This window comes from Alkalihalobacillus alcalophilus ATCC 27647 = CGMCC 1.3604, from assembly GCF_000292245.2.
In the GTDB taxonomy this organism is placed as follows: domain Bacteria; phylum Bacillota; class Bacilli; order Bacillales; family Bacillaceae_D; genus Alkalihalobacillus; species Alkalihalobacillus alcalophilus.
Map to the genome: position 1 here is coordinate 25,794 of NZ_ALPT02000005.1, position 18,963 is coordinate 44,756.

General features: G+C 37.9%; 16 protein-coding genes and 1 other annotated feature. Of the genes, 5 read left to right on the plus strand and 11 right to left on the minus strand.

Going from position 1 to position 18,963, the window contains the following annotated elements; translation table 11 throughout:
- Positions 1–6: 6 nt before the first annotated feature.
- The 7 genes from BALCAV_RS02205 to BALCAV_RS02235 all read right to left on the minus strand — a co-directional run bounded on the left by BALCAV_RS02205 (position 7) and on the right by BALCAV_RS02235 (position 7,021).
- Positions 7–723: a pseudouridine synthase gene (locus BALCAV_RS02205; protein WP_003321167.1), complete on the minus strand. Its 717-nt coding sequence runs from the start codon at positions 721–723 to the stop codon at positions 7–9.
- Entirely contained in the window at positions 707–1,390 is a 684-nt protein-coding gene (locus BALCAV_RS02210) for an NAD(P)-binding domain-containing protein (RefSeq protein ID WP_235213063.1), read from the minus strand. The genes BALCAV_RS02205 and BALCAV_RS02210 overlap by 17 nt, the downstream gene beginning before the upstream one ends.
- A 68-nt stretch (positions 1,391–1,458) precedes the next feature.
- Complete coding sequence (gene rodA, locus BALCAV_RS02215; RefSeq protein WP_003321170.1) at positions 1,459–2,634, minus strand: rod shape-determining protein RodA; 1,176 nt, start codon at positions 2,632–2,634, stop codon at positions 1,459–1,461.
- Positions 2,635–2,668: 34 nt separating this feature from the next.
- Positions 2,669–3,823 (minus strand): putative lipid II flippase FtsW, encoded by a 1,155-nt coding sequence (gene ftsW, locus BALCAV_RS02220; RefSeq protein WP_003321171.1) that lies wholly within the window; start codon positions 3,821–3,823, stop codon positions 2,669–2,671.
- Between the two features lie 187 nt (positions 3,824–4,010).
- Positions 4,011–5,645, minus strand: a complete 1,635-nt coding sequence (locus BALCAV_RS02225) for a putative polysaccharide biosynthesis protein (RefSeq protein WP_003321172.1) — start codon at positions 5,643–5,645, stop codon at positions 4,011–4,013.
- 55 nt (positions 5,646–5,700) lie between these two features.
- Positions 5,701–6,102: a secondary thiamine-phosphate synthase enzyme YjbQ gene (locus BALCAV_RS02230; RefSeq protein ID WP_003321173.1), complete on the minus strand. Its 402-nt coding sequence runs from the start codon at positions 6,100–6,102 to the stop codon at positions 5,701–5,703.
- A gap of 238 nt (positions 6,103–6,340) precedes the next feature.
- A complete protein-coding gene (locus BALCAV_RS02235) occupies positions 6,341–7,021 on the minus strand; it encodes an N-acetylmuramoyl-L-alanine amidase family protein (RefSeq protein ID WP_003321174.1) in 681 nt (226 codons plus the stop codon).
- 204 nt (positions 7,022–7,225) lie between these two features.
- Here BALCAV_RS02235 and BALCAV_RS02240 point away from each other — a divergent pair, with 204 nt between their 5' ends.
- On the plus strand, positions 7,226–8,488 hold the full coding sequence (locus BALCAV_RS02240) for a BaiN/RdsA family NAD(P)/FAD-dependent oxidoreductase (protein WP_003321175.1): 1,263 nt from the start codon (positions 7,226–7,228) through the stop codon (positions 8,486–8,488).
- A 748-nt stretch (positions 8,489–9,236) separates the two neighbouring features.
- Here the strand turns inward: BALCAV_RS02240 and leuS are convergent.
- The gene (gene leuS / locus BALCAV_RS02245) at positions 9,237–11,657 is read right to left on the minus strand and encodes a leucine--tRNA ligase (RefSeq protein WP_003322746.1); all 2,421 of its coding nucleotides are present in this window, start codon (positions 11,655–11,657) and stop codon (positions 9,237–9,239) included.
- Between the two features lie 424 nt (positions 11,658–12,081).
- Positions 12,082–12,310: a binding site (T-box leader), on the minus strand.
- A gap of 37 nt (positions 12,311–12,347) precedes the next feature.
- A complete protein-coding gene (locus BALCAV_RS02250) occupies positions 12,348–13,568 on the minus strand; it encodes an MDR family MFS transporter (RefSeq protein WP_003323832.1) in 1,221 nt (406 codons plus the stop codon).
- 236 nt (positions 13,569–13,804) lie between these two features.
- Between BALCAV_RS02250 and BALCAV_RS02255 the strand changes: the two genes are divergently transcribed.
- From BALCAV_RS02255 to BALCAV_RS02265, 3 genes are all read left to right on the plus strand, one after another.
- Positions 13,805–14,761 (plus strand): TIGR01212 family radical SAM protein, encoded by a 957-nt coding sequence (locus BALCAV_RS02255; protein ID WP_003323833.1) that lies wholly within the window; start codon positions 13,805–13,807, stop codon positions 14,759–14,761.
- 68 nt (positions 14,762–14,829) lie between these two features.
- Positions 14,830–15,402, plus strand: coding sequence for a class I SAM-dependent methyltransferase (locus BALCAV_RS02260; protein ID WP_003323834.1), 573 nt, complete (start codon positions 14,830–14,832; stop codon positions 15,400–15,402).
- 130 nt (positions 15,403–15,532) lie between these two features.
- Positions 15,533–16,084: a beta-class carbonic anhydrase gene (locus BALCAV_RS02265; RefSeq protein ID WP_407920843.1), complete on the plus strand. Its 552-nt coding sequence runs from the start codon at positions 15,533–15,535 to the stop codon at positions 16,082–16,084.
- 226 nt (positions 16,085–16,310) lie between these two features.
- On the opposite strand, the gene BALCAV_RS02270 is transcribed toward BALCAV_RS02265, so the two are convergent.
- Positions 16,311–17,366 carry a tetraprenyl-beta-curcumene synthase family protein gene (locus BALCAV_RS02270; protein ID WP_003323837.1) on the minus strand — a complete coding sequence of 352 codons (1,056 nt, stop codon included), beginning with the start codon at positions 17,364–17,366 and terminating at the stop codon, positions 16,311–16,313.
- Between the two features lie 86 nt (positions 17,367–17,452).
- Entirely contained in the window at positions 17,453–18,235 is a 783-nt protein-coding gene (locus BALCAV_RS02275; RefSeq protein ID WP_003323838.1) for an alpha/beta hydrolase, read from the minus strand.
- A 187-nt stretch (positions 18,236–18,422) separates the two neighbouring features.
- Here BALCAV_RS02275 and BALCAV_RS02280 point away from each other — a divergent pair, with 187 nt between their 5' ends.
- Positions 18,423–18,938 (plus strand): gamma carbonic anhydrase, encoded by a 516-nt coding sequence (locus BALCAV_RS02280; RefSeq protein WP_003323839.1) that lies wholly within the window; start codon positions 18,423–18,425, stop codon positions 18,936–18,938.
- The last annotated feature ends 25 nt before the right edge of the window (positions 18,939–18,963 follow it).

Consider the following 18,963-nt stretch of genomic DNA (forward strand, 5'->3'; position numbering starts at 1 on the left):
TGGGTTTCACCGTTCTATGAGCCACTCCATTTCCTGTCCTGTTAATTCTCTGTAAGCTCCAGGTTTTAACGTTTGGTCTAATTCCAATTTACCAATTTTTATTCGTTTTAAATCAACCACTTCTTTTCCAACCGCGATAAACATCCGTTTAACTTGATGAAACTTCCCTTCTGTTATCGTCAAAGAAATCTGTGAATAAGAACCTGCTTCAAGTATCGTTAAATCAGCTGGTTTTGTTACATAACCGTCTTCCAATTTAACCCCCTTAGCAAAGGCTTCAATATCCTCTTCTGTCACTTTTCCTTTTATTTTTGCTATATAAGTTTTCTCCACATGTTTTCGCGGAGACATGAGTGAATGTGAGAAATTTCCGTCATTTGTAATTAACAATAAGCCTTCTGTATCCTTATCCAACCTCCCTACCGGAAATGGTTCATAAATACGAATTTCATCAGCTGATAATAAATCAATCACTGTTTTATGCTCGTCATCCTCTGTTGCTGAAATGACTCCTTTTGGTTTATTTAACATAAAATAAATATTTGGTTTATACGTGACAACCTCATCACCAATTACAACTTCATCTCGACTCGGCTCCACTTTAGCTGCTCCATCTTTTACTAAGCTACCATTTATTTTCACAAACCCTTTTTTTAAAAGCAGTTTGACGTCCTTTCTTGAGCCATAGCCCATATTCGCCAGTAGTTTATCTAATCGAATCATTGCTTTTCTCCTGTTCTAATTGTTCCTTAATCTTTTTCGCAAAGCCTCCCAAATCACCTGTAAAATAGGCTTTATTCACGCCAGAGATGATTTGTTTTGCACTACTTTCAAATAATTCCTGTGGTAAACCTTGTTCCTGCCATTGTTGTTCAAATGATTGAATCAATTGCAAAGTCATTTTAGTCGCAAGCTGATTCGCTCTTTTGGTATCACTCTCTGTCCCAATCACAATCCGTACTTCTGAAGAAAATAATTGCTTTAGCGTTTTTTCAAAAAACGCACTCTCTTTTGGAAGCACGAGCGTCATTTCTTTTTGAGCCATAGCCTCTTTTGCATGACCAGCTAATTTACATGCGATTATTTTATCAAAAGAACACCATTTTCGCACTTCGGCACTCATTAAAGCGGTTGCCATATGAATAATTTCAACATCTGCTTGTAAAACACCCTTCATTTCAGCAAAAAAATCAGCATACCCTTCTTTAGGCAAACAAAGAAAAAGTCTCGTCGCTGCTCTTAACTCTTCTTTTGACCAATAACGAGCAAATGAATACCTCTGCTGTAGTTGCAAAGCGGTTTGTTCATTCCGACTATATATAGCGACCGTCTCGTTCTCTCTCCAAAAGGATAATAATGTTTCAGCCAGTCTCCCTGAGCCAACAATCACATTCAAAATCATTCACTCCTTTTCAGTCGATGAAAAAGAAAGAGCTGTTAATCTTTTGATTAGCAACTCTACTCCAATTCATCACTTTCAAACATATAATGTTTTGTTCTCATGTTGACATTCATGACGATACCCATTGCAATCATATTCGTCAAAAGGGCACTACCTCCATAACTGATAAAAGGTAGAGCAAGTCCAGTAATCGGCATTAAACCAACCGTCATCGCAATATTTTGGAAAATTTGAAACACCATTAAACCGATAATACCAGCAACTAAATAAGTTCCATATAAATTGTTACACGTTAAAGCAATGATAACCATCCGGTAAAATAACAAGAAATAAGTAACAAGTAAAATGGTCGCTCCAATAAAACCAAATTCCTCTCCAATTACGGTAAAGATAAAATCGGTATGAATTTCAGGGATCCGATCACTTTGTGTTTGGACCCCTTGCAAATAGCCAGCACCATACAGCTGTCCAGCACCAATTCCTTTTAATGCTTCAACCAGTTGAAATCCTTCGCCACTTGCTGTACCACGGGGGTCTAACCAACCATATATCCGACTCAACTGATGATCTTTAATAAAAATGTTAAAAAGCTCAAAATGGTTATTATGAAGCCAAATAAGTGCTCCCAATCCAGAAACGACTAATGCGACTAATGCTAAGATAATGCGCCAACCGATTCCCGAAACAATAATCATCGTAGCAATGACAGCGGCTATTACAAGTGCCGTTCCTAAATCTGGTTGTTGTAATACTAAAAAGAATGGTGGCAAACCGACCGCTAAAATTTTTGCTAAGATAATTAAATCCGTCTTAATATCATAACTTCGTCTAGCCACTGTAATTTTGTATAAAAGGTGGGCGAGAGCAAGTACGACAAACACCTTCATTAACTCAGAAGGTTGAATCGTTGTCACTCCTAAATTCAACCATCTCGTCGCTCCATTGCGTTCAATTCCTAAAGGGGTCTCAACAAGTACTAATAAAATCATTCCAACAATATATAATGGAGCCGAAAAATTCTTAAACAAATCATAATCAAGAACCATCATTACGCCCATTACGACAAAACTAGCCGCATAAAGCATCAATTGTCTTTGTACATAATACATAGGATCGACACTATATTGACCTGCCGCGCTATATATCGCTAATAAACTAAAACACATAAGCACAAACAACAAAAACAACGTTGTGTAATCAATTTGTTGTAGGCTTGATTTTTGCTCTTTCATTGTCTCCTCCAATTGAAACAACTAACAATCTATCTTAAGCTGGAACTTGTTCGTCCAGTTGTCCTTTTAACCGTTGTTGTCTTATATTATTTCTCGAGATATTTGCAACAATCGCTAAACCAATAAAGCTTACAAGTAGCGAAGAGCCTCCGTTACTAAGCAATGGAAGAGGCACACCTGTAATCGGTAATAGGCCTGTAACCGCTCCTACATTAAAGACAATTTGAATCGCCAATTGAAAAGATATCCCAAAAGCGAGCAAACTTCCAAATGGGGACTTACACCTTGTCCCAATTACAACTCCACGGAAAATGATAATCGAATAACAAATAAAAACAAATAACACACCGAAAATCCCTAATTCTTCTGCAATAATCGCCAAAATAAAGTCCGTATGGGCTTCTGGTAAATAAAGCAGCTTTTGCACACTTTGCCCAAGACCTGTTCCACTTAAGCCACCATGGGCGATAGCAATATAAGATTGAATAAGTTGATACCCATCCCCCCACATTTCTGCAAAGGGATCCGTAAAGGAAGTAATTCGCTGCATTCGATAATCTTCAGAGCGAACAAAAAAGATAAACAGGACGGCTCCTACAGCTAAGAGTCCAAATAAATGACGAAATCTCGCCCCTGAAAAGAAGGCAAGTAAAATCGCCACAATCATGATCGATGTCGCTGTTCCTAAATCTGGTTGCAACATAATTAAACCAAAAATCACACCGACCATAATAAGCGGAGGCATTACGCCCGTTAAAAATTTATCAATGTAAGCTTGTTTTTGTGTATAAACTTGAGCCAAGTAGATGATAACCCCGAGCTTTACAAACTCTGAAGGCTGAATGACACCTAACCCAGGCAAGCGAATCCAACGTTCAGCACCACTTACCGTATGACCAATACCTGGCATCTTTACTAAAATTAATAAAATAATCGAAACGACAATAACGATTACGGATAATTTCCGATAAAAACGATAGGGGAAATGCATCACAAATAAAAATACGAGTGACGCCAAGCCAAACCACATCACCTGTCTTTTGATAAAATAATAGGGGTCTTGAAGATTCTGATCGGTATAAGCTAACACATAGCTTGCACTAAAAACCATAAGAAGGCCGAAAGCTGATAACAGGAGTATGGTTATAATTAAAGTCCAATCATTATCTTTCCAAAAAGAGTATTTCATTTCATCCCCAACTTTCCCTAGCCTTTTTTCTATGTATCGCTAGTGCGTTGCAAGCTTAATTATAGCAAACGTTCCTCTAATTCAAAAGAGCCATTCCCTGTCAACAAATGTCTATTTTTTTACCAAAATGTATATTTTACGCCCCTTCTGATGAAGGGGCGCTGTAATTTTACAAGATTTTCGTTGTTCATTCACGATGACGCTGTTTTTTATAATTTAATAAATCAAATCGGTCTCCGAGTATTTGACCTGCTAAACGCGAGCGAACCGCTAAAAAGAAGTAAAGAATTACACCCACTGCTACTCCTACAAGCATGACTAGAAAGCTATTAAATCGGCTCGTTAAAGGGAAGAATAATTGCATCCCTTCATTAACAATCCAAACACCAACTGCCATAACTCCAGAAAAGATTGAAATAAGGAGCAACCTTTTTAAAATAAAGCCATAATGAAAATTAGCATAATGTCCAATCGCCCAGACATTAATCCCGATCGCCACAAGAAAACCTAGATAACTAGAAATAATAGCTCCATATTCTCCAAAAAGGATAATAAACAAATAGTTCGTAGCCAACTTAAACAATAATCCAATAATTAACGCGATAACGGCAAATTTTTGGCGATTCATTCCTTGTAAAATTGCACCTGTTACAGCAAAAAGAGAAAATAAGAGCGTAATCGGACCATAAGAACTTAAAATCGCCCCACCTAATACCTCATTGTCATAACCATAAAGGGAAATATAAATGCTTTCCCCTAATGTCGCCATCCCAACAGCAGCCGGGAAAGAAATAAACAAAATGATTTGATAGGTTTGCGTAATTTGTTTTTGTAAAGTGATTTGATCATTATTCGTAAACGATTTTGTAATCGTCGGAACGAGCGTGATCGATAATGCTGTTGCGAGTGCCATTGGAATAAGCACGACCTTATGAACTGTTCCAGTAAAAATCCCAAAGAAAGAATTAGCCTCTTCAAATCCAATTGCACTCAATCCAGCCTTTACAGTAAATAAATCGATAAATTGAAACAAAGGAATAGCCAAACCAACAAAGGATAAAGGCAATGCATAAGAGATTAATTCCTTATACATATCCTTTAGTTTCATTTCGTGGCGAACTTTTGTAGACTCAACTTTCTCGATAATTGCTTTTCTCCGTTTAAACCAGTAATAAATTAAAACAACTAAACCACCAATCGCTCCTACAAAGGCTCCGAATGTGGCAAATCCTACAGCTAGTACCAGGTTGCCATTGCCAACATTCATCACTAAAAAAGCGGCCGCCAAAATAAAACAAATTCTTACAATTTGTTCCAAAACTTGCGAAACACTCGTTGGTCCCATTGACTGAAAGCCTTGAAAATACCCACGTATAATCGCCATTAAAGGTACTACAATCAAAGCAAAACTAACCATTCGAATCGCAAAAATGATATCATCTAATGTAAATTTATCAATCCCAGCTGCGGCTTCAGGGGAAATATATGGAGCCATAATTGGAGCCAATAAGAACAAAAGTAAAAAGGCGATAAAGCCTGTTATCGACATTAAGATTAAGCCTGAGCGAAAAAGACGATAACCTGTTTCATAGTCATCCAATGCCTGGTATTTAGAGACGAACTTTGAGACCGCTAGAGGAACTCCAGCCGTTGCTAAACTAAGCATCACCGTATACGGAATATAACCAAATTGATACAGACCAATTCCATCCGAACCTACTATATGATTAAAAGGAATAATATAAATAAAACCAAGGATTTTTGAAATCAATGTTGCCGCGGTTAACACCATCGTTCCACGTAATAATTTTGAATCTGCCATCCGTTCCTCCTATGCTTCTCTCGATACCCTTGTCGATTAAAATATTTAAATGAGATTATCCTTCCATAATCTTCACATAGTAAGTACGATGACGTGGTCCATCAAATTCGCAAAAATAAACGCCTTGCCAAGTACCTAAAATAAGTTTTTCTTTTTCAATAATGATCGTTTGAGAACTACCAACCGTACTTGCCTTTAAATGAGCGGCGGAATTGCCTTCCATATGACGATATTTTGAATGCAACCATGGATACACTTCGTCTAATCTCATTAACATATCATGCTTAACATCCGGGTCCGCATTTTCATTTATCGTAATACCAGCTGTCGTGTGCGGACAATAAACAGTAACTAAACCATTTTTCACTTTTGACTGGGAAACAAGTTTTTCAATTGCTTTTGTTACATCAATCATTTCATCACGGTTATTGGTTTGAATACTTTGTTTGATTAACATTTTTATTGCCTCAACTTCCTTTTATTTATGGAGCACTTCATTGTTATACATTTTATACATCTTTGACTATACTACTGAACTTTCTTCTTTTCAAATAAATTCAGGTGGAGAGAGAAGAAAGCTGCCAATAAAAAAAGGTGGCTCATTCTTTAATTCAACGTAAAAAAGCTTGCCGACCACCTTAAAAATGAGGATTAGTCAACAAGCTAAGGGCAGATTTTGAATTCTTAATCGACCATCATTCCACTTCATCAATTAAAATTAACGTAAAATACTCCTCAAGGGCACTTGATATAGTGTTAACAATCTCTTTTCTTTTTTGTTCATCTAACAACATCACTCGATCATTCCAATTACTTAAAAAACCTAACTCTACGATAACAGAGGCCGTTTCCGTATGATTCATCAAATAATAATTTTTTCCTTTAATCGGATTCCGCTCCGTTTGATAATAACGATTTAAATGATTTTGGATAACCTCAGCTAAAAATAAACTTTTATCGCTTTTTTGATAAATGACAACTGGACCGTGGGCTCGATTGTTTTTCGCCCAATTCACATGTAAACTAAGAAAAATTTTCGGCTTTAAAGAATTAACGATCATCGTCCTCTGTAACAAGTCCTTTTGATGCCTACTCGTTTTTCTTCCAATATAATCATCACTTAAAGCGTAATCATGAATACGTGTAATGGCCACGTGGTAGGAGTCAGCTTTTAATTCTTTATATAATTCTAATCCAAATTGAAGATTAATTTCTTTTTCAAGAATTCCTTTAATCGTTGTTCCTCCATCCACTCCACCGTGTCCTACATCAATGACTACATCATATGTTGGCTTCCAATAAGCATTAACAGTTTTTGCATACATAAAAGGAAAAACGATGACAAAGAAAAACAGAAGCCAAAGGTGAACTCTCACATTTTTAACTCCTTACCTATTTGATGATCCTATTTTTTATAAAGAACAGTCGATCTATTCATATAAAATGACAAATCCATCAAAAGATGTATGTAAGGATAGCTCAAGGTTCATTCTGATGATATGATTAAGAACGATATTAATTTGAGCATAGTCGTTTATGTATGAAAAATAACCTGGCTCATAAATAAAAGGGTGAAAGAAATGTATGATGTCATCATAATCGGCGGTGGTCCATCTGGTTTAATGGCCTCCGTTGCTGCTTCTACATATGGAGCAAAAGTTTTATTAATTGATAAAGGCGATAAGTTAGGAAGAAAATTAGCCATTTCCGGCGGAGGGCGTTGTAATGTAACCAACCGAATGGAAAGAAAACAGCTAATTGAACATATCCCTGGAAACGGTAAATTTATGCATAGTCCATTCTCTATATTTGATAATGAAAACATCATTACTTTTTTTGAGGATTTAGGGATTAAGTTAAAGGAAGAAGATCGCGGACGAATGTTTCCAGTAAGTGATAAAGCCAAAACGGTTGTTGATGCCTTAATAAATAAAATGATTACATTAGGAGTAAAAGTTCGTACAAACTGTAAAGTAAACGACATTCTTTTTGACGATGAAAAAGTTCACGCTGTTCATTTGCAAGATGGAAGCATAGTCAAAACAAAAAATGTAATTATCGCCTCTGGTGGTAAATCGGTTCCGCATACAGGAAGTACAGGGGATGGATACCCATGGGCCCAAAAAGCGGGTCATACGATTACCGAACTATATCCAACGGAAGTTCCCATCACATCCAATGAACCATTTATTCAAAACAAAACATTACAAGGTCTAGCCTTACGTAATATTGAGCTTTCCGTTATCAACCCAAAGGGAAAAACGATTATTACTCATGAGGGTGACATGTTATTTACCCATTTTGGGCTCTCTGGTCCTGCCGTTTTACGCTGTAGTCAATTTGTTGTCAAAGCCTTAAAAAAATTCAAGACACCTACAGTCGAAATGCAAATCGATTTGATGCCGTCCATGCATCAGGAAGAAGTTTTTCAGAATATAATTAAGCAGCTAAAAAATGAGCCAAAAAAATCCGTTCGGAATGTGCTCAAAGGATTTTTACCTGAGCGATTTTTAACGTTTTTATTTGAGTATTTAAATATTGATGCTAGTCTAACCGCAGCAAGTCTATCACATGAAGACATTCGTAAATTAGCAGCTGCCACTAAACAGTTTTCAATCCAAGTCAACGGCACCTTGTCAATAGAAAAAGCCTTTGTCACAGGTGGAGGCGTTTCAGTAAAAGAAATCGAACCAAAATCGATGCATTCCCGTAAAAAGAATGGTCTTTATTTTTGTGGCGAAGTACTCGATATTCATGGCTATACCGGTGGTTACAACATTACCTGTGCTTTTTCAACCGGATATACCGCTGGGAAATCAGCTGCTGAACGCGTAAAAAGTTAATGAAAATACACGTCACAATTTCGTGACGTGTATTTTTTATTACTCGAGTTTCGCCCACTTTCTTTTTATTTGTAACCTTCCCCCCCTTGGCTGTGAGTTTCATTCCCTATCCCGCATGATTCGCACCCTAATTTGACTCTGCTCGGCTTTTCATTACTTATCCTGGTTTATTCGCACCCTAATTTGGCTCAGCTCAGCTTTTCATTACTTATCCTGGTTTATTCGCATTCGCACCCTAATTTGACTCAGCTCGGCTTTTCATTACTTATCCTGGTTTATTCGCACCCTAATTTGGCACAGCTCGGCTTTTCATTACTTATCTCGCTCTTTTCGCACCCTAATTTGACTCAGCTCGGCTTTTCATTACTTATCCTGGTTTATTCGCACCCTAATTTGGCTCAGCTCGGCTTTTCATTACTTATCTCGCTCTTTTCGCACCCTAATTTACTCAGCACTAATTTTCATTACCTATCCCACCTTATTCGCACCCTAATTTGACTCAGCTCCGCTTTTCATTACCTATCCCACCTTATTCGCACCCTAATTTAACACAGCACAGCTTTTCATTACTTATCCCGCTCTTTTCGCACCCTAATTTGACTTAGCATAACTTTTCATTACCTATCCCGCATGATTCGCAACCTAACCTCCTATCTCCCTCTCCCGCCTCCGAAACACTGTAATTCCCCATCCCAAAAAACAAACAAAAAACGTGTACTAGCCTCAAAACCAGCACACGTTTTTTTATTTATCCAACGACGATATTAACTAATTTTCCAGGGACTGCAATAACTTTGCGTACCGATTTACCTTCTATCGCCGCTTTCACTTTATCATCTTCTAAAGCTAATTCTTGCATTTGCTCACGGTCTGCATCAGCTGGAATCACAAGTTTAGCTTTTACTTTTCCATTGATTTGCACAACCACTTCAATTTCATTTTCAACTAACCAGTTTTCATCATATTCTGGCCACTCCACATAAGCAATTGTTCCTTCATGACCTAACTTATGCCATAATTCTTCTGCTAAGTGTGGCACAATTGGAGCAATCAATTTCACAAAACCTTCCATAATTTCCTTTGGAAGCTCCTTCTGTTTATAAGCCTCATTAATAAACACCATTAATTGGGAAATCGCGACATTAAATCGTAAACCTTCAATGTCTTCCGTCACTTTTTTTACTGTTTGATGATAAACACGAGTTAACGGATCAGAACCGACACAATCTTGAATCGCTTCACTTAAATCACCTGATTGCTCATTAATAAATAAGCGCCAAATTCGGTCTAAGAAACGTCTTGAACCATCTAGACCGTTCGTAGACCAAGCAATCGATGCATCTAATGGTCCCATGAACATTTCGTATAAACGTAACGTATCTGCCCCGTGACTCTCCACGACTTCATCCGGATTTACGACATTCCCTTTTGATTTACTCATTTTTTCGTTGTTTTCCCCTAAAATCATGCCTTGGTTATAAAGCTTTTGGAATGGCTCTTTAGTTGGGACAACACCGATATCGTATAAAAATTTATGCCAGAAACGGGCATATAAAAGATGAAGAACCGCATGCTCCTGACCACCGATATAAATATCCACCGGCAACCATTGTTTTAATTTCTCTGGATCCGCTAAGGCCTCACTATTTTTGGGATCAATATACCTTAAATAGTACCAGCAACTTCCCGCCCAGTTAGGCATCGTATTGGTTTCACGACGTCCCTTTTTGCCTGTCTTTGGATCAACCACTTCTAGCCACTCTAGATTATTGGCAAGTGGGGATTCTCCTGTATCAGAAGGTTTAATTTCAGACATTACAGGAAGAGTTAATGGCAATTCTTCCTCTTTTAACGGGGACATTGTACCATCTTCCCAATGAATAATTGGTATCGGCTCCCCCCAATAGCGTTGGCGGCTAAACAACCAATCACGTAACCGATACGTTACTTTCTTCGTGCCAAGTCCTTTTTCTTCTAACCAGTCAATCATTTTGGAAATCGCTTCTTCTTTCCCTAACCCATCTAAGAAATCGGAATTTACATGTTTTCCATCGCCAACATATGCTTCTTTCGTTACATCTCCTCCTGCCACAACTTCTTGAATCGGTAGATCAAATGTTTTAGCAAACTCATAATCACGCTCATCATGACCTGGAACAGCCATAATTGCTCCTGTTCCATAACTCGCTAACACGTAGTCGCCAATCCAAACGGGAATTTTTTCACCGTTGGCTGGATTAATTGCATAAGCACCAGTAAAAACACCCGTTTTTTCTTTAGAAAGTTCCGTACGCTCTAAATCACTTTTAGAAGCGACTTCTTTTTTATAAGCTTCAACATTTGCACGTTCGCTGTCGGTCGTAATCCCCTCAACAAATTTATGCTCAGGAGCAAGGACCATATAGGTGGCTCCAAATAATGTATCTGGTCTCGTCGTAAACACAGTCACTTCTTTATCATAATCCACAATCTTAAACGTAACTTCAGCCCCTTCAGAGCGACCAATCCAGTTACGTTGCATTTCTTTAATGCTTTCTGGCCAATCTAATTCTTCCAAATCATCGATTAACCGATCAGCATAGGCGGTAATTTTAAGCATCCATTGTTTCATCGGACGTCTTTCTACTGGATGCCCTCCCCGTTCACTTTTCCCATCGATGACCTCTTCATTTGCTAAAACCGTTCCTAATGCTGGGCACCAGTTCACGGCCACTTCATCAATATAAGCTAAATCATGTTCATATAGCTTTAAGAAAATCCATTGAGTCCACTTATAGTAATCTGGATCTGTTGTTGCAACTTCACGTTCCCAATCATAAGAAAACCCTAATGATTTAATTTGACGACGGAATGTATTAATATTTTTCGTCGTGAATTCCGCTGGATCATTCCCTGTATCTAATGCATACTGTTCCGCTGGTAATCCAAAGGCATCCCAACCCATCGGATGAAGGACATTATATCCTTGCATTCTTTTAAAACGCGATAAAATATCCGTTGCAGTGTACCCTTCTGGATGACCGACATGTAAACCAGCCCCTGATGGAAATGGGAACATATCTAATGCATAAAACTTTTCTTTATCCTTATCTTCGGTAGTTTGGAACGTTTGATTTTCTTCCCAAAATTGTTGCCACTTCTTTTCAATTTCATGATGTGAAAAAGACATTGTTTTTCCTCCTTAAAATAAAAAGCGAAGTCCGTTTGCCCAGAAGCGAGAATATTAAGGATCAACGCTAAGTTCGCGACGTCCTGTCGCAACGCCTTGTACCCACGTCCTGTGGGCAAGGATCAACGCTAAGTTCGCGACGTCCTGTCGCAACGCCTTGTACCCACGTCCTGTGGGCAAGGATCAACGCTAAGTTCGCGTCATCCTGCCGCAACGCCTTGTACCCACGTCCTGTGGGCAGGCTTCTGAAGTCGCTTTTTGACTTCATAAGACGAACCGATTTTTCTCGAGCTTCTAACAGGTCTAGCTAAATGAAATCTCATTCTCCATGACGTGTTTATCATGGTCTTGCTCATTTTTATTATTCAATATCTTAGGGAACGCTTTTCCAAAATAGAAAAAACCCTCATCCCAAGACATCTTTGTCAGGGACGAGAGTTTGAATTGATTCCCGCGGTACCACCCAAATTAGCAAAAATAGCTTTTGCTCACTTTCGCATTTTTAACGAGTATGACCCGTTGAGAATTACTTTTCATTCATCCTCAAGACTAAAAGGGGAGTTCGCTATTCCTTTTGACTGTCTCGCACCAACCGACAGCTCTCTGATTTTTCCAGGTAATAGTTACTGGTCCTTTTTTTCAAACGCCTTTTTTCTATTAGTTGTATTGTATGAATTGGATTCCCACCTGTCAAGCATCATATACGGAATTTTCTTCATTTTGCTCAAATTTTTGCTTGTTTTTTGTCTGTAATGGCCTTTCGTAAATACTTGCCGTAAAAATAGCCACCAATATAAAGCCCAAAAGAACATAAATCATAATCTGAAAAGAATACAGGTCGACTAATAAACCACCAAACAACGGCCCAACCATCTTTCCACTTGTTGACACGCTGTTGACAATCCCTTGAAAAGCTCCTTCCTTTCCTTTAGGGGCGAGTTTATGAGCAATCGTTGGGACAACTGGCCAAAAGAACATTTCTCCAACTGTCAATATAATCATGGCGACCATAAAGCCAGCAAAAAAATCGACTTGTGATAAAACAACGTATGAGACAAAAAACAAAAAAATCCCCACAACCATTTGCCTTCTTAAGGTAGTGACCCACTTTTTAATAAATATAGACAAGATCGGTTGAGCTAATACAATCATAAGCCCATTAACTGTCCAAAACATACTATATTGTTGTAATGTCAAGCCTAAATCTTGTGAATGCACGGAGACATTGGCTTGCCACTGCGTATACGCGACCCAGCAAATAAAAAAGCTGACGAGCACTAATCCTAATGAGTAATACACTTGTTTGCTTAACTTCTTAACAGTTGCTGCTTTAAGAGAAACAGTTGCCCCCGTCTCTTGTTTCGTTTCAATTTTTCTAAAAGTAACCGCAACAAAAAGGAGAACAAATACATACACGACCGCATTCGCATAAAAAACGGTTGTCAGTTCGACCGAGGCAATAAGTCCAATACAGGCCGTTCCTACAGCAATTCCTAAATTTTGAGCAACATACATCGCGTTAAATGGTTTACGACCACCATCTGGCCAAATGCTCCCTGCTAATGCATACATCGCAGGGAAAGTTGCTCCTGCTCCATAACCTATCCCAATTAAACAAAGCGTATAACCGAGAACAGTCGCATGAGCAAAGACAAGGGCAAAAGTCGCGAGCACAGCAATACTTAACCCTAATAAAATCGTTTTATACGCTCCAATTTTATCGAATAACTTCCCACCTGTCATATTTCCTAACACACCAGCACCTGAATGGATAAATAATATAAGACCCGCAACCGTCAACGATTTTCCTAGCTCTTGATGGATAATTAACGAATTTAAAGGCCATAAAAAAGAAGCCCCTGTTATTTGCACGGCAACAGCCACTAATAAAAACCAAAGTGATTTGGGCAACTTACTCTCTCCCTTAGCTATTTTCTATTCTGTTGAATAACCAAACCTTTTAATCCATTTATGAGTTTTTTCATCACTCTAGTTGCTCTGTTTCCTTCGACACTCTAAATACTAATACTATAGTAGAATCTTAAAAATAACAATTGATTTTTTTGTTAGTTGGTTCTCTTATGAGGCCGTGCTAAAATACGGAGAGAGAAATGAATTTGAGCGTTTAATAAAGGATGAATAGATACATGAAACATGTGAAAAGAAATGCACCTGCTCGTTTCCAAACAAAACGATTTTATAGTTGGAATGAACATTTACGCGAACATTTTGGTACAAAAGTTTTTAAGGTTCCATTAGATGCTGGATTTGACTGCCCTAATCGTGATGGAAAAGTCGCATTTGGCGGTTGTACTTTTTGTAGTGAGAGAGGGTCAGGTGATTTTGCCGGCAATCGTGAAGATGATTTAGTTACTCAATTTCAAACTATTAAAGAACGAATGCATCGTAAATGGAAAGAAGGTCAATATATCGGTTATTTTCAGGCATATACAAACACGTATGCACCCGTTGAAACATTAAAAAGTTATTATGAAGTTATCTTACAGCAAGAAGGTGTCGTCGGATTATCAATTGCAACTAGACCGGATTGTTTACCGGATGATGTGGTCGAATATTTAGCAGAACTAAATGAGCGCACTTACCTTTGGGTCGAACTCGGTTTACAAACCGCTCATGATAAAACAGGGCGGCTCATCAATCGTGCTCATGATTATCAATGTTATGTAGAAGGTGTCGATAAATTAAGAAAACATGGCATTCGCGTTTGTGCCCACATTATTAATGGACTGCCACTTGAAACGACGGAGATGATGGTCGAAACCGCTAAAGAAGTGGCCAAACTAGATGTCCAAGGAATCAAAATCCACTTGCTTCATTTGCTCAAAAAGACACCGATGGTCAAGCAATTTGAAAAAGGGCTTTTAAAGCTCATGACTTTAGAGGACTATGTGAATGTCGTCGTTGATCAATTAGAAATTCTTCCCCCGAATATGATTGTCCACCGTCTAACCGGTGATGGGCCAGGTGAACTAATGATTGGCCCAATGTGGAGTACTGGAAAGTGGACAGTTCTTAATGCGATTGAAAAGGAATTATTGCGGCGTAACAGTTGGCAAGGAAAGTACTATCTAGAAGAGAAATAGCTTAAAGCCGTTTCGCAGATTGTTCAAACCACAAGAGATGATTTTTTTCAAAATTAGGAGTGAACCTCATGAGAATAGCAGGTATTTTACCATTTGCTCGGAACCTTTTAGCTCAAGCCTTAAAAGAAGGGGATATCGCCATTGATTGTACAGCTGGAAAAGGCAACGATACAATCACACTTGCGAAATTAGTAGGTAGTACTGGACATGTCTATAGTTTTGATATTCAAGAAGAAGCGATTAAACAAACAGCCGAAAAAGTAAAGAACGAACGTTTGGAAGAACGGGTCACTTTATTTCAACAAGGGCATGAAATTTTTGAAGAAGTGGTTCCAACTCTTCACCTTCCTCATATAAAGGCAGCGATTTTTAATTTAGGTTATTTACCCGGTGGTAATAAAACCATCGTGACCAAACCAGAATCAACATTAAAAGCCATTCAACAGTTGCTCAAGTGTATGCCAAAAGAGGGGTTAATTGTACTTGTCATTTACCATGGGCATAAAGAGGGAAAATTAGAACGTGATTCGATTCTAAATTTTGTTACGAATCTTGATCAAAATGAAGCCCATGTGTTGAATTATCGCTTTATCAATCAAAAAAATGACCCACCATTTATTGTTGCGATTGAAAAAAGGTAAGATTTTCCTAATTTTGCTTTTTTTGATGTATTGACATTTTGACAAGCTAGCTCGAAAATATAAGGAATGAGCTAAATCTTTTTAAATGAATTGGAGAGTGATTTTATTGACAACGACACTAGAAACCATTATGACTTTCAATCGTACTTTTGTTGAAAAAAAGCAATATGAGGAATATCAAACGACGAAGTTCCCTAATAAAAAGTTAGTTATCTTAACTTGTATGGATACTAGACTCGTGGAATTATTACACCGTTCCATGGATTTAAAAAATGGAGATGCTAAAATTATTCGTAATGCAGGTGCTGTGATTTCTCACCCATTCGGTTCAATTATGAGAAGCATTCTTGTGGCTTTGTATCAATTACAAGCAGAAGAAATATTAATCATCGGTCACCATGGCTGCGGAATGACTGGTCTCGAATCAGCGACTTTATTAGAAAATGCCAAAGACCGCGGTGTTGATTTAGATGTGATTGAGCCACTTGAATATGCTGGTGTCGATGTCAAAAAATTCTTGTCTGGCTTTTCAAGTGTAGAAGAAAACGTGATAAATAGTGTCGATATGGTCAAGAGACATCCACTTTTACCTGCTAATGTACCTGTTCACGGCTTAGTTATAAGTCCTGAAACCGGCGAACTTGATGTTCTTGTAAATGGATATACAGAATCAAAAGTTTAAATGAACCTAAAATCCGAACGAAGCCTGGACATGACGTCTAATACGTGATTGTCCAGGCTTTTGTATGGTTCACTTTCCCTATCTATCAGAAACATTTCCTCTTTCGTACTTATTCTCGCCCGTTCTCAACTTTTATTCGCCACTGTTTTCTTTCTACAAAAAAAAGACCACTTAAAAATGATCTTTTAAGCCTGGCCCTGTATATAGACATTTTTGCCTATCTCCATTATTTATCACGCCGGTAAATCCAGCTATTTAAATAAAACAACAACGAAGGGAGTCCCCCCATTTTTATCATTTGTTTTGATTTCTTTTTTAACTCTTTATTTTTTTGAACTTTTTCATCTGAAAGGTAAATCGCGATAATTCCACGCCAAATATGGCGATGAAATTTCGGATCAGGTAATGTTGATAAACTCTCTTCTGCTTTTTGTACAAAATATTGAAAACGTTCGATCATTTGCTCTTCATTCTCATAATAAAAGAGGAAGTTTAATTCATCGTCAGCGATGTCTTCTTCCTGATCGATAAAATAATCTAGTAGTAAATGGACACCTTGAACCCATGGGAAGTACCCAGCTTTTATCACATCCGCTTGCTCTGATGTTAGACCTTCCTTTGTTGCATAAGTCGCGAGCGTATAAACCCCTAAAGTCGAACCGGTACAGGCAGAAAATTCAAACCATGTCATTTCCGGCATTTTCTCTTTATGTTCATTAAACCAAGCCTCTAACCTCGGAATTCTCTCTTCTTTTACAACATGCTTATGCACTTGTAAATCTCCATATAATTGACTTAATTCAAGCATATTTTCTTGAACCATTCGGAAAGAAGGAAAGGTCACTAAAATGTGCTGACATGTTTCAATCAGCTCATGCAAATAACCACCATCTTCTTGTTCAATTCGATATTGATAATAATTCACTAGAGGTTCGCCTGGAGTTAAGGCAGCGAGCAAGGCATTATGTAAGGAACGAAAGTCTTTTGGATCTAAATAATCACTTTGATCGCATAGATTGTCTAAGTAGTCACACATAATTTGATAAGCAATGATAAATTGAATTAATTCATCAAAACGATCGCGGGCAAGTAGTCCATAGATTCCGCCACCTTCACAATGAAACTCTTTTCTCTCAAGGGCATCTAATGCTTGTGCTCTTAATTCGGGGTCAGGAATGGACTTGGCTCTTTCCTTCCATTGATCATAATAACGATGGACAGTCGGAAGAACATCCCTAAAAATATTCATCATTAGTGGGATTGGTTGCGTCGGAACTTTCAAAATTTATCCTCCTTTTTCTTCTTCATTACGTTAGCATAAAATAAGTCCGGCAACAATCAATCAAGCTTTAAAATTTATTGAACAATTTAATCCTCCCATAAATTCATAAAGCCAACCGCATATCGAAATACATCTTCACGCTCAGGCTCGTTAAATACTTCATGATAAAACCCGTTCCATTCTTTATACGCTTTCTCCGCTATGTCCAAACTATCAAACCAATCCTTCACAGCATATTTACTCACAATTTTATCATCACCTGCCTGCATAACAACAAGCGGAATATCTGGCATCTTTTCTGGATAACGAATCGCCAAATGCATTGCCTTACTAAGCTCTCGATACCATCTTACAGATACCTTTGACACTCGTAATTCATCCCTCATATATAGCTCTCGAATCTCTTCGTTTCTTGTTACAAGAGACGAATTAATGCCTGAGTTAACGGTTAATGAAGGACTTACACGATGTAGGGCCTTTGACATCATTTCTCTTCCTTGTGATGGTGGCTTGTATAAACCTAAGCATGGGGAAGATAACATTAATCCTTTTATTATATTGTTTTTTTTCTCCATCATATATCGAATCGCAACAAGTCCACCCATACTATGTCCTAATAAGTAAACGGGTACTTCTTGTTTTTCCGCTTCTTTCACCCATTCATCAACAGAATCAAGGTATTGGGAAAAGCTATTAATATGCCCTCTTTTCCCTCTCGTTCTTCCTTGACCAGGTAAATCCCCCATTACGACATTAATCCCATGTTCATTCCATTTATTGGCTAACCATTCATAACGACCATGATGTTCGCCAGCACCGTGAACAATGACGATTGTTGCTCTTGAATCCTCTATAAAATAGGTCCACATTTTAGTTTTCCCCTCTCTAACTCATGAATGCAAGCATCACAGGTCATTCATTTTGGTTTTTCTTTTTTATTATGAACGGTCATCTCTTTAATCATTAGGAAACCGTTCAACTTTTCCTCATTCTAGTGTAAGAAATGATAAAATAAGTATATCGTTTTTCTGTAAAAAGACAAAGGAGATGAATGAATTGATTTACGCTTACAAAGGAAAAAAACCTGTTATCGCAAAGTCAGCCTTTATTGCTGATTATGTTACGATAACAGGAGATGTTGTCATTGGAGAAGAGTCAAGTATCTGGTTTCAAACGGTCATCCGTGGAGATGTCGCACCGACTATCATTGGTGAACGTGTCAATATTCAAGATCAATCCATGCTGCATCAAAGTCCAAATAAACCGTTAATTATTGAAGATGAAGTAACCGTTGGACATCAAGTCATGTTACATAGCTGTATCATTCAAAAAGGAGCTTTAATCGGGATGGGATCAACGATTTTAGATGGAGCAGAAATAGGAGAAGGCGCTTTTATTGGAGCTGGTAGCTTAGTCCCTCCAGGTAAAAGAATTCCACCTAACACGCTTGCATTCGGTCGACCAGCGCAAGTCATTCGTGAAATTAATGAAGAAGATAAAAAAGAGATGAAACGAATTGTTACAGATTATCGTGATAAAGGCCAATTTTATAAATCATTACAAAAGGAATAATGTTTATACTGAATTTGATTTTACT

Bases quoted from the DNA above. Each gene is read 5' to 3' on its own strand.
- BALCAV_RS02205 (WP_003321167.1), bottom strand. From the start codon at position 723: ATGATTCGATTAGATAAACTACTGGCGAATATGGGCTATGGCTCAAGA.
- rodA (WP_003321170.1), bottom strand. From the start codon at position 2,634: ATGAAAGAGCAAAAATCAAGCCTACAACAAATTGATTACACAACGTTG.
- ftsW (WP_003321171.1), bottom strand. From the start codon at position 3,823: ATGAAATACTCTTTTTGGAAAGATAATGATTGGACTTTAATTATAACC.
- BALCAV_RS02225 (WP_003321172.1), bottom strand. From the start codon at position 5,645: ATGGCAGATTCAAAATTATTACGTGGAACGATGGTGTTAACCGCGGCA.
- BALCAV_RS02230 (WP_003321173.1), bottom strand. From the start codon at position 6,102: ATGTTAATCAAACAAAGTATTCAAACCAATAACCGTGATGAAATGATT.
- BALCAV_RS02240 (WP_003321175.1), top strand. From the start codon at position 7,226: ATGTATGATGTCATCATAATCGGCGGTGGTCCATCTGGTTTAATGGCC.
- leuS (WP_003322746.1), bottom strand. From the start codon at position 11,657: ATGTCTTTTTCACATCATGAAATTGAAAAGAAGTGGCAACAATTTTGG.
- BALCAV_RS02255 (WP_003323833.1), top strand. From the start codon at position 13,805: ATGAAACATGTGAAAAGAAATGCACCTGCTCGTTTCCAAACAAAACGA.
- BALCAV_RS02260 (WP_003323834.1), top strand. From the start codon at position 14,830: ATGAGAATAGCAGGTATTTTACCATTTGCTCGGAACCTTTTAGCTCAA.
- BALCAV_RS02265 (WP_407920843.1), top strand. From the start codon at position 15,533: ATGACTTTCAATCGTACTTTTGTTGAAAAAAAGCAATATGAGGAATAT.
- BALCAV_RS02275 (WP_003323838.1), bottom strand. From the start codon at position 18,235: ATGTGGACCTATTTTATAGAGGATTCAAGAGCAACAATCGTCATTGTT.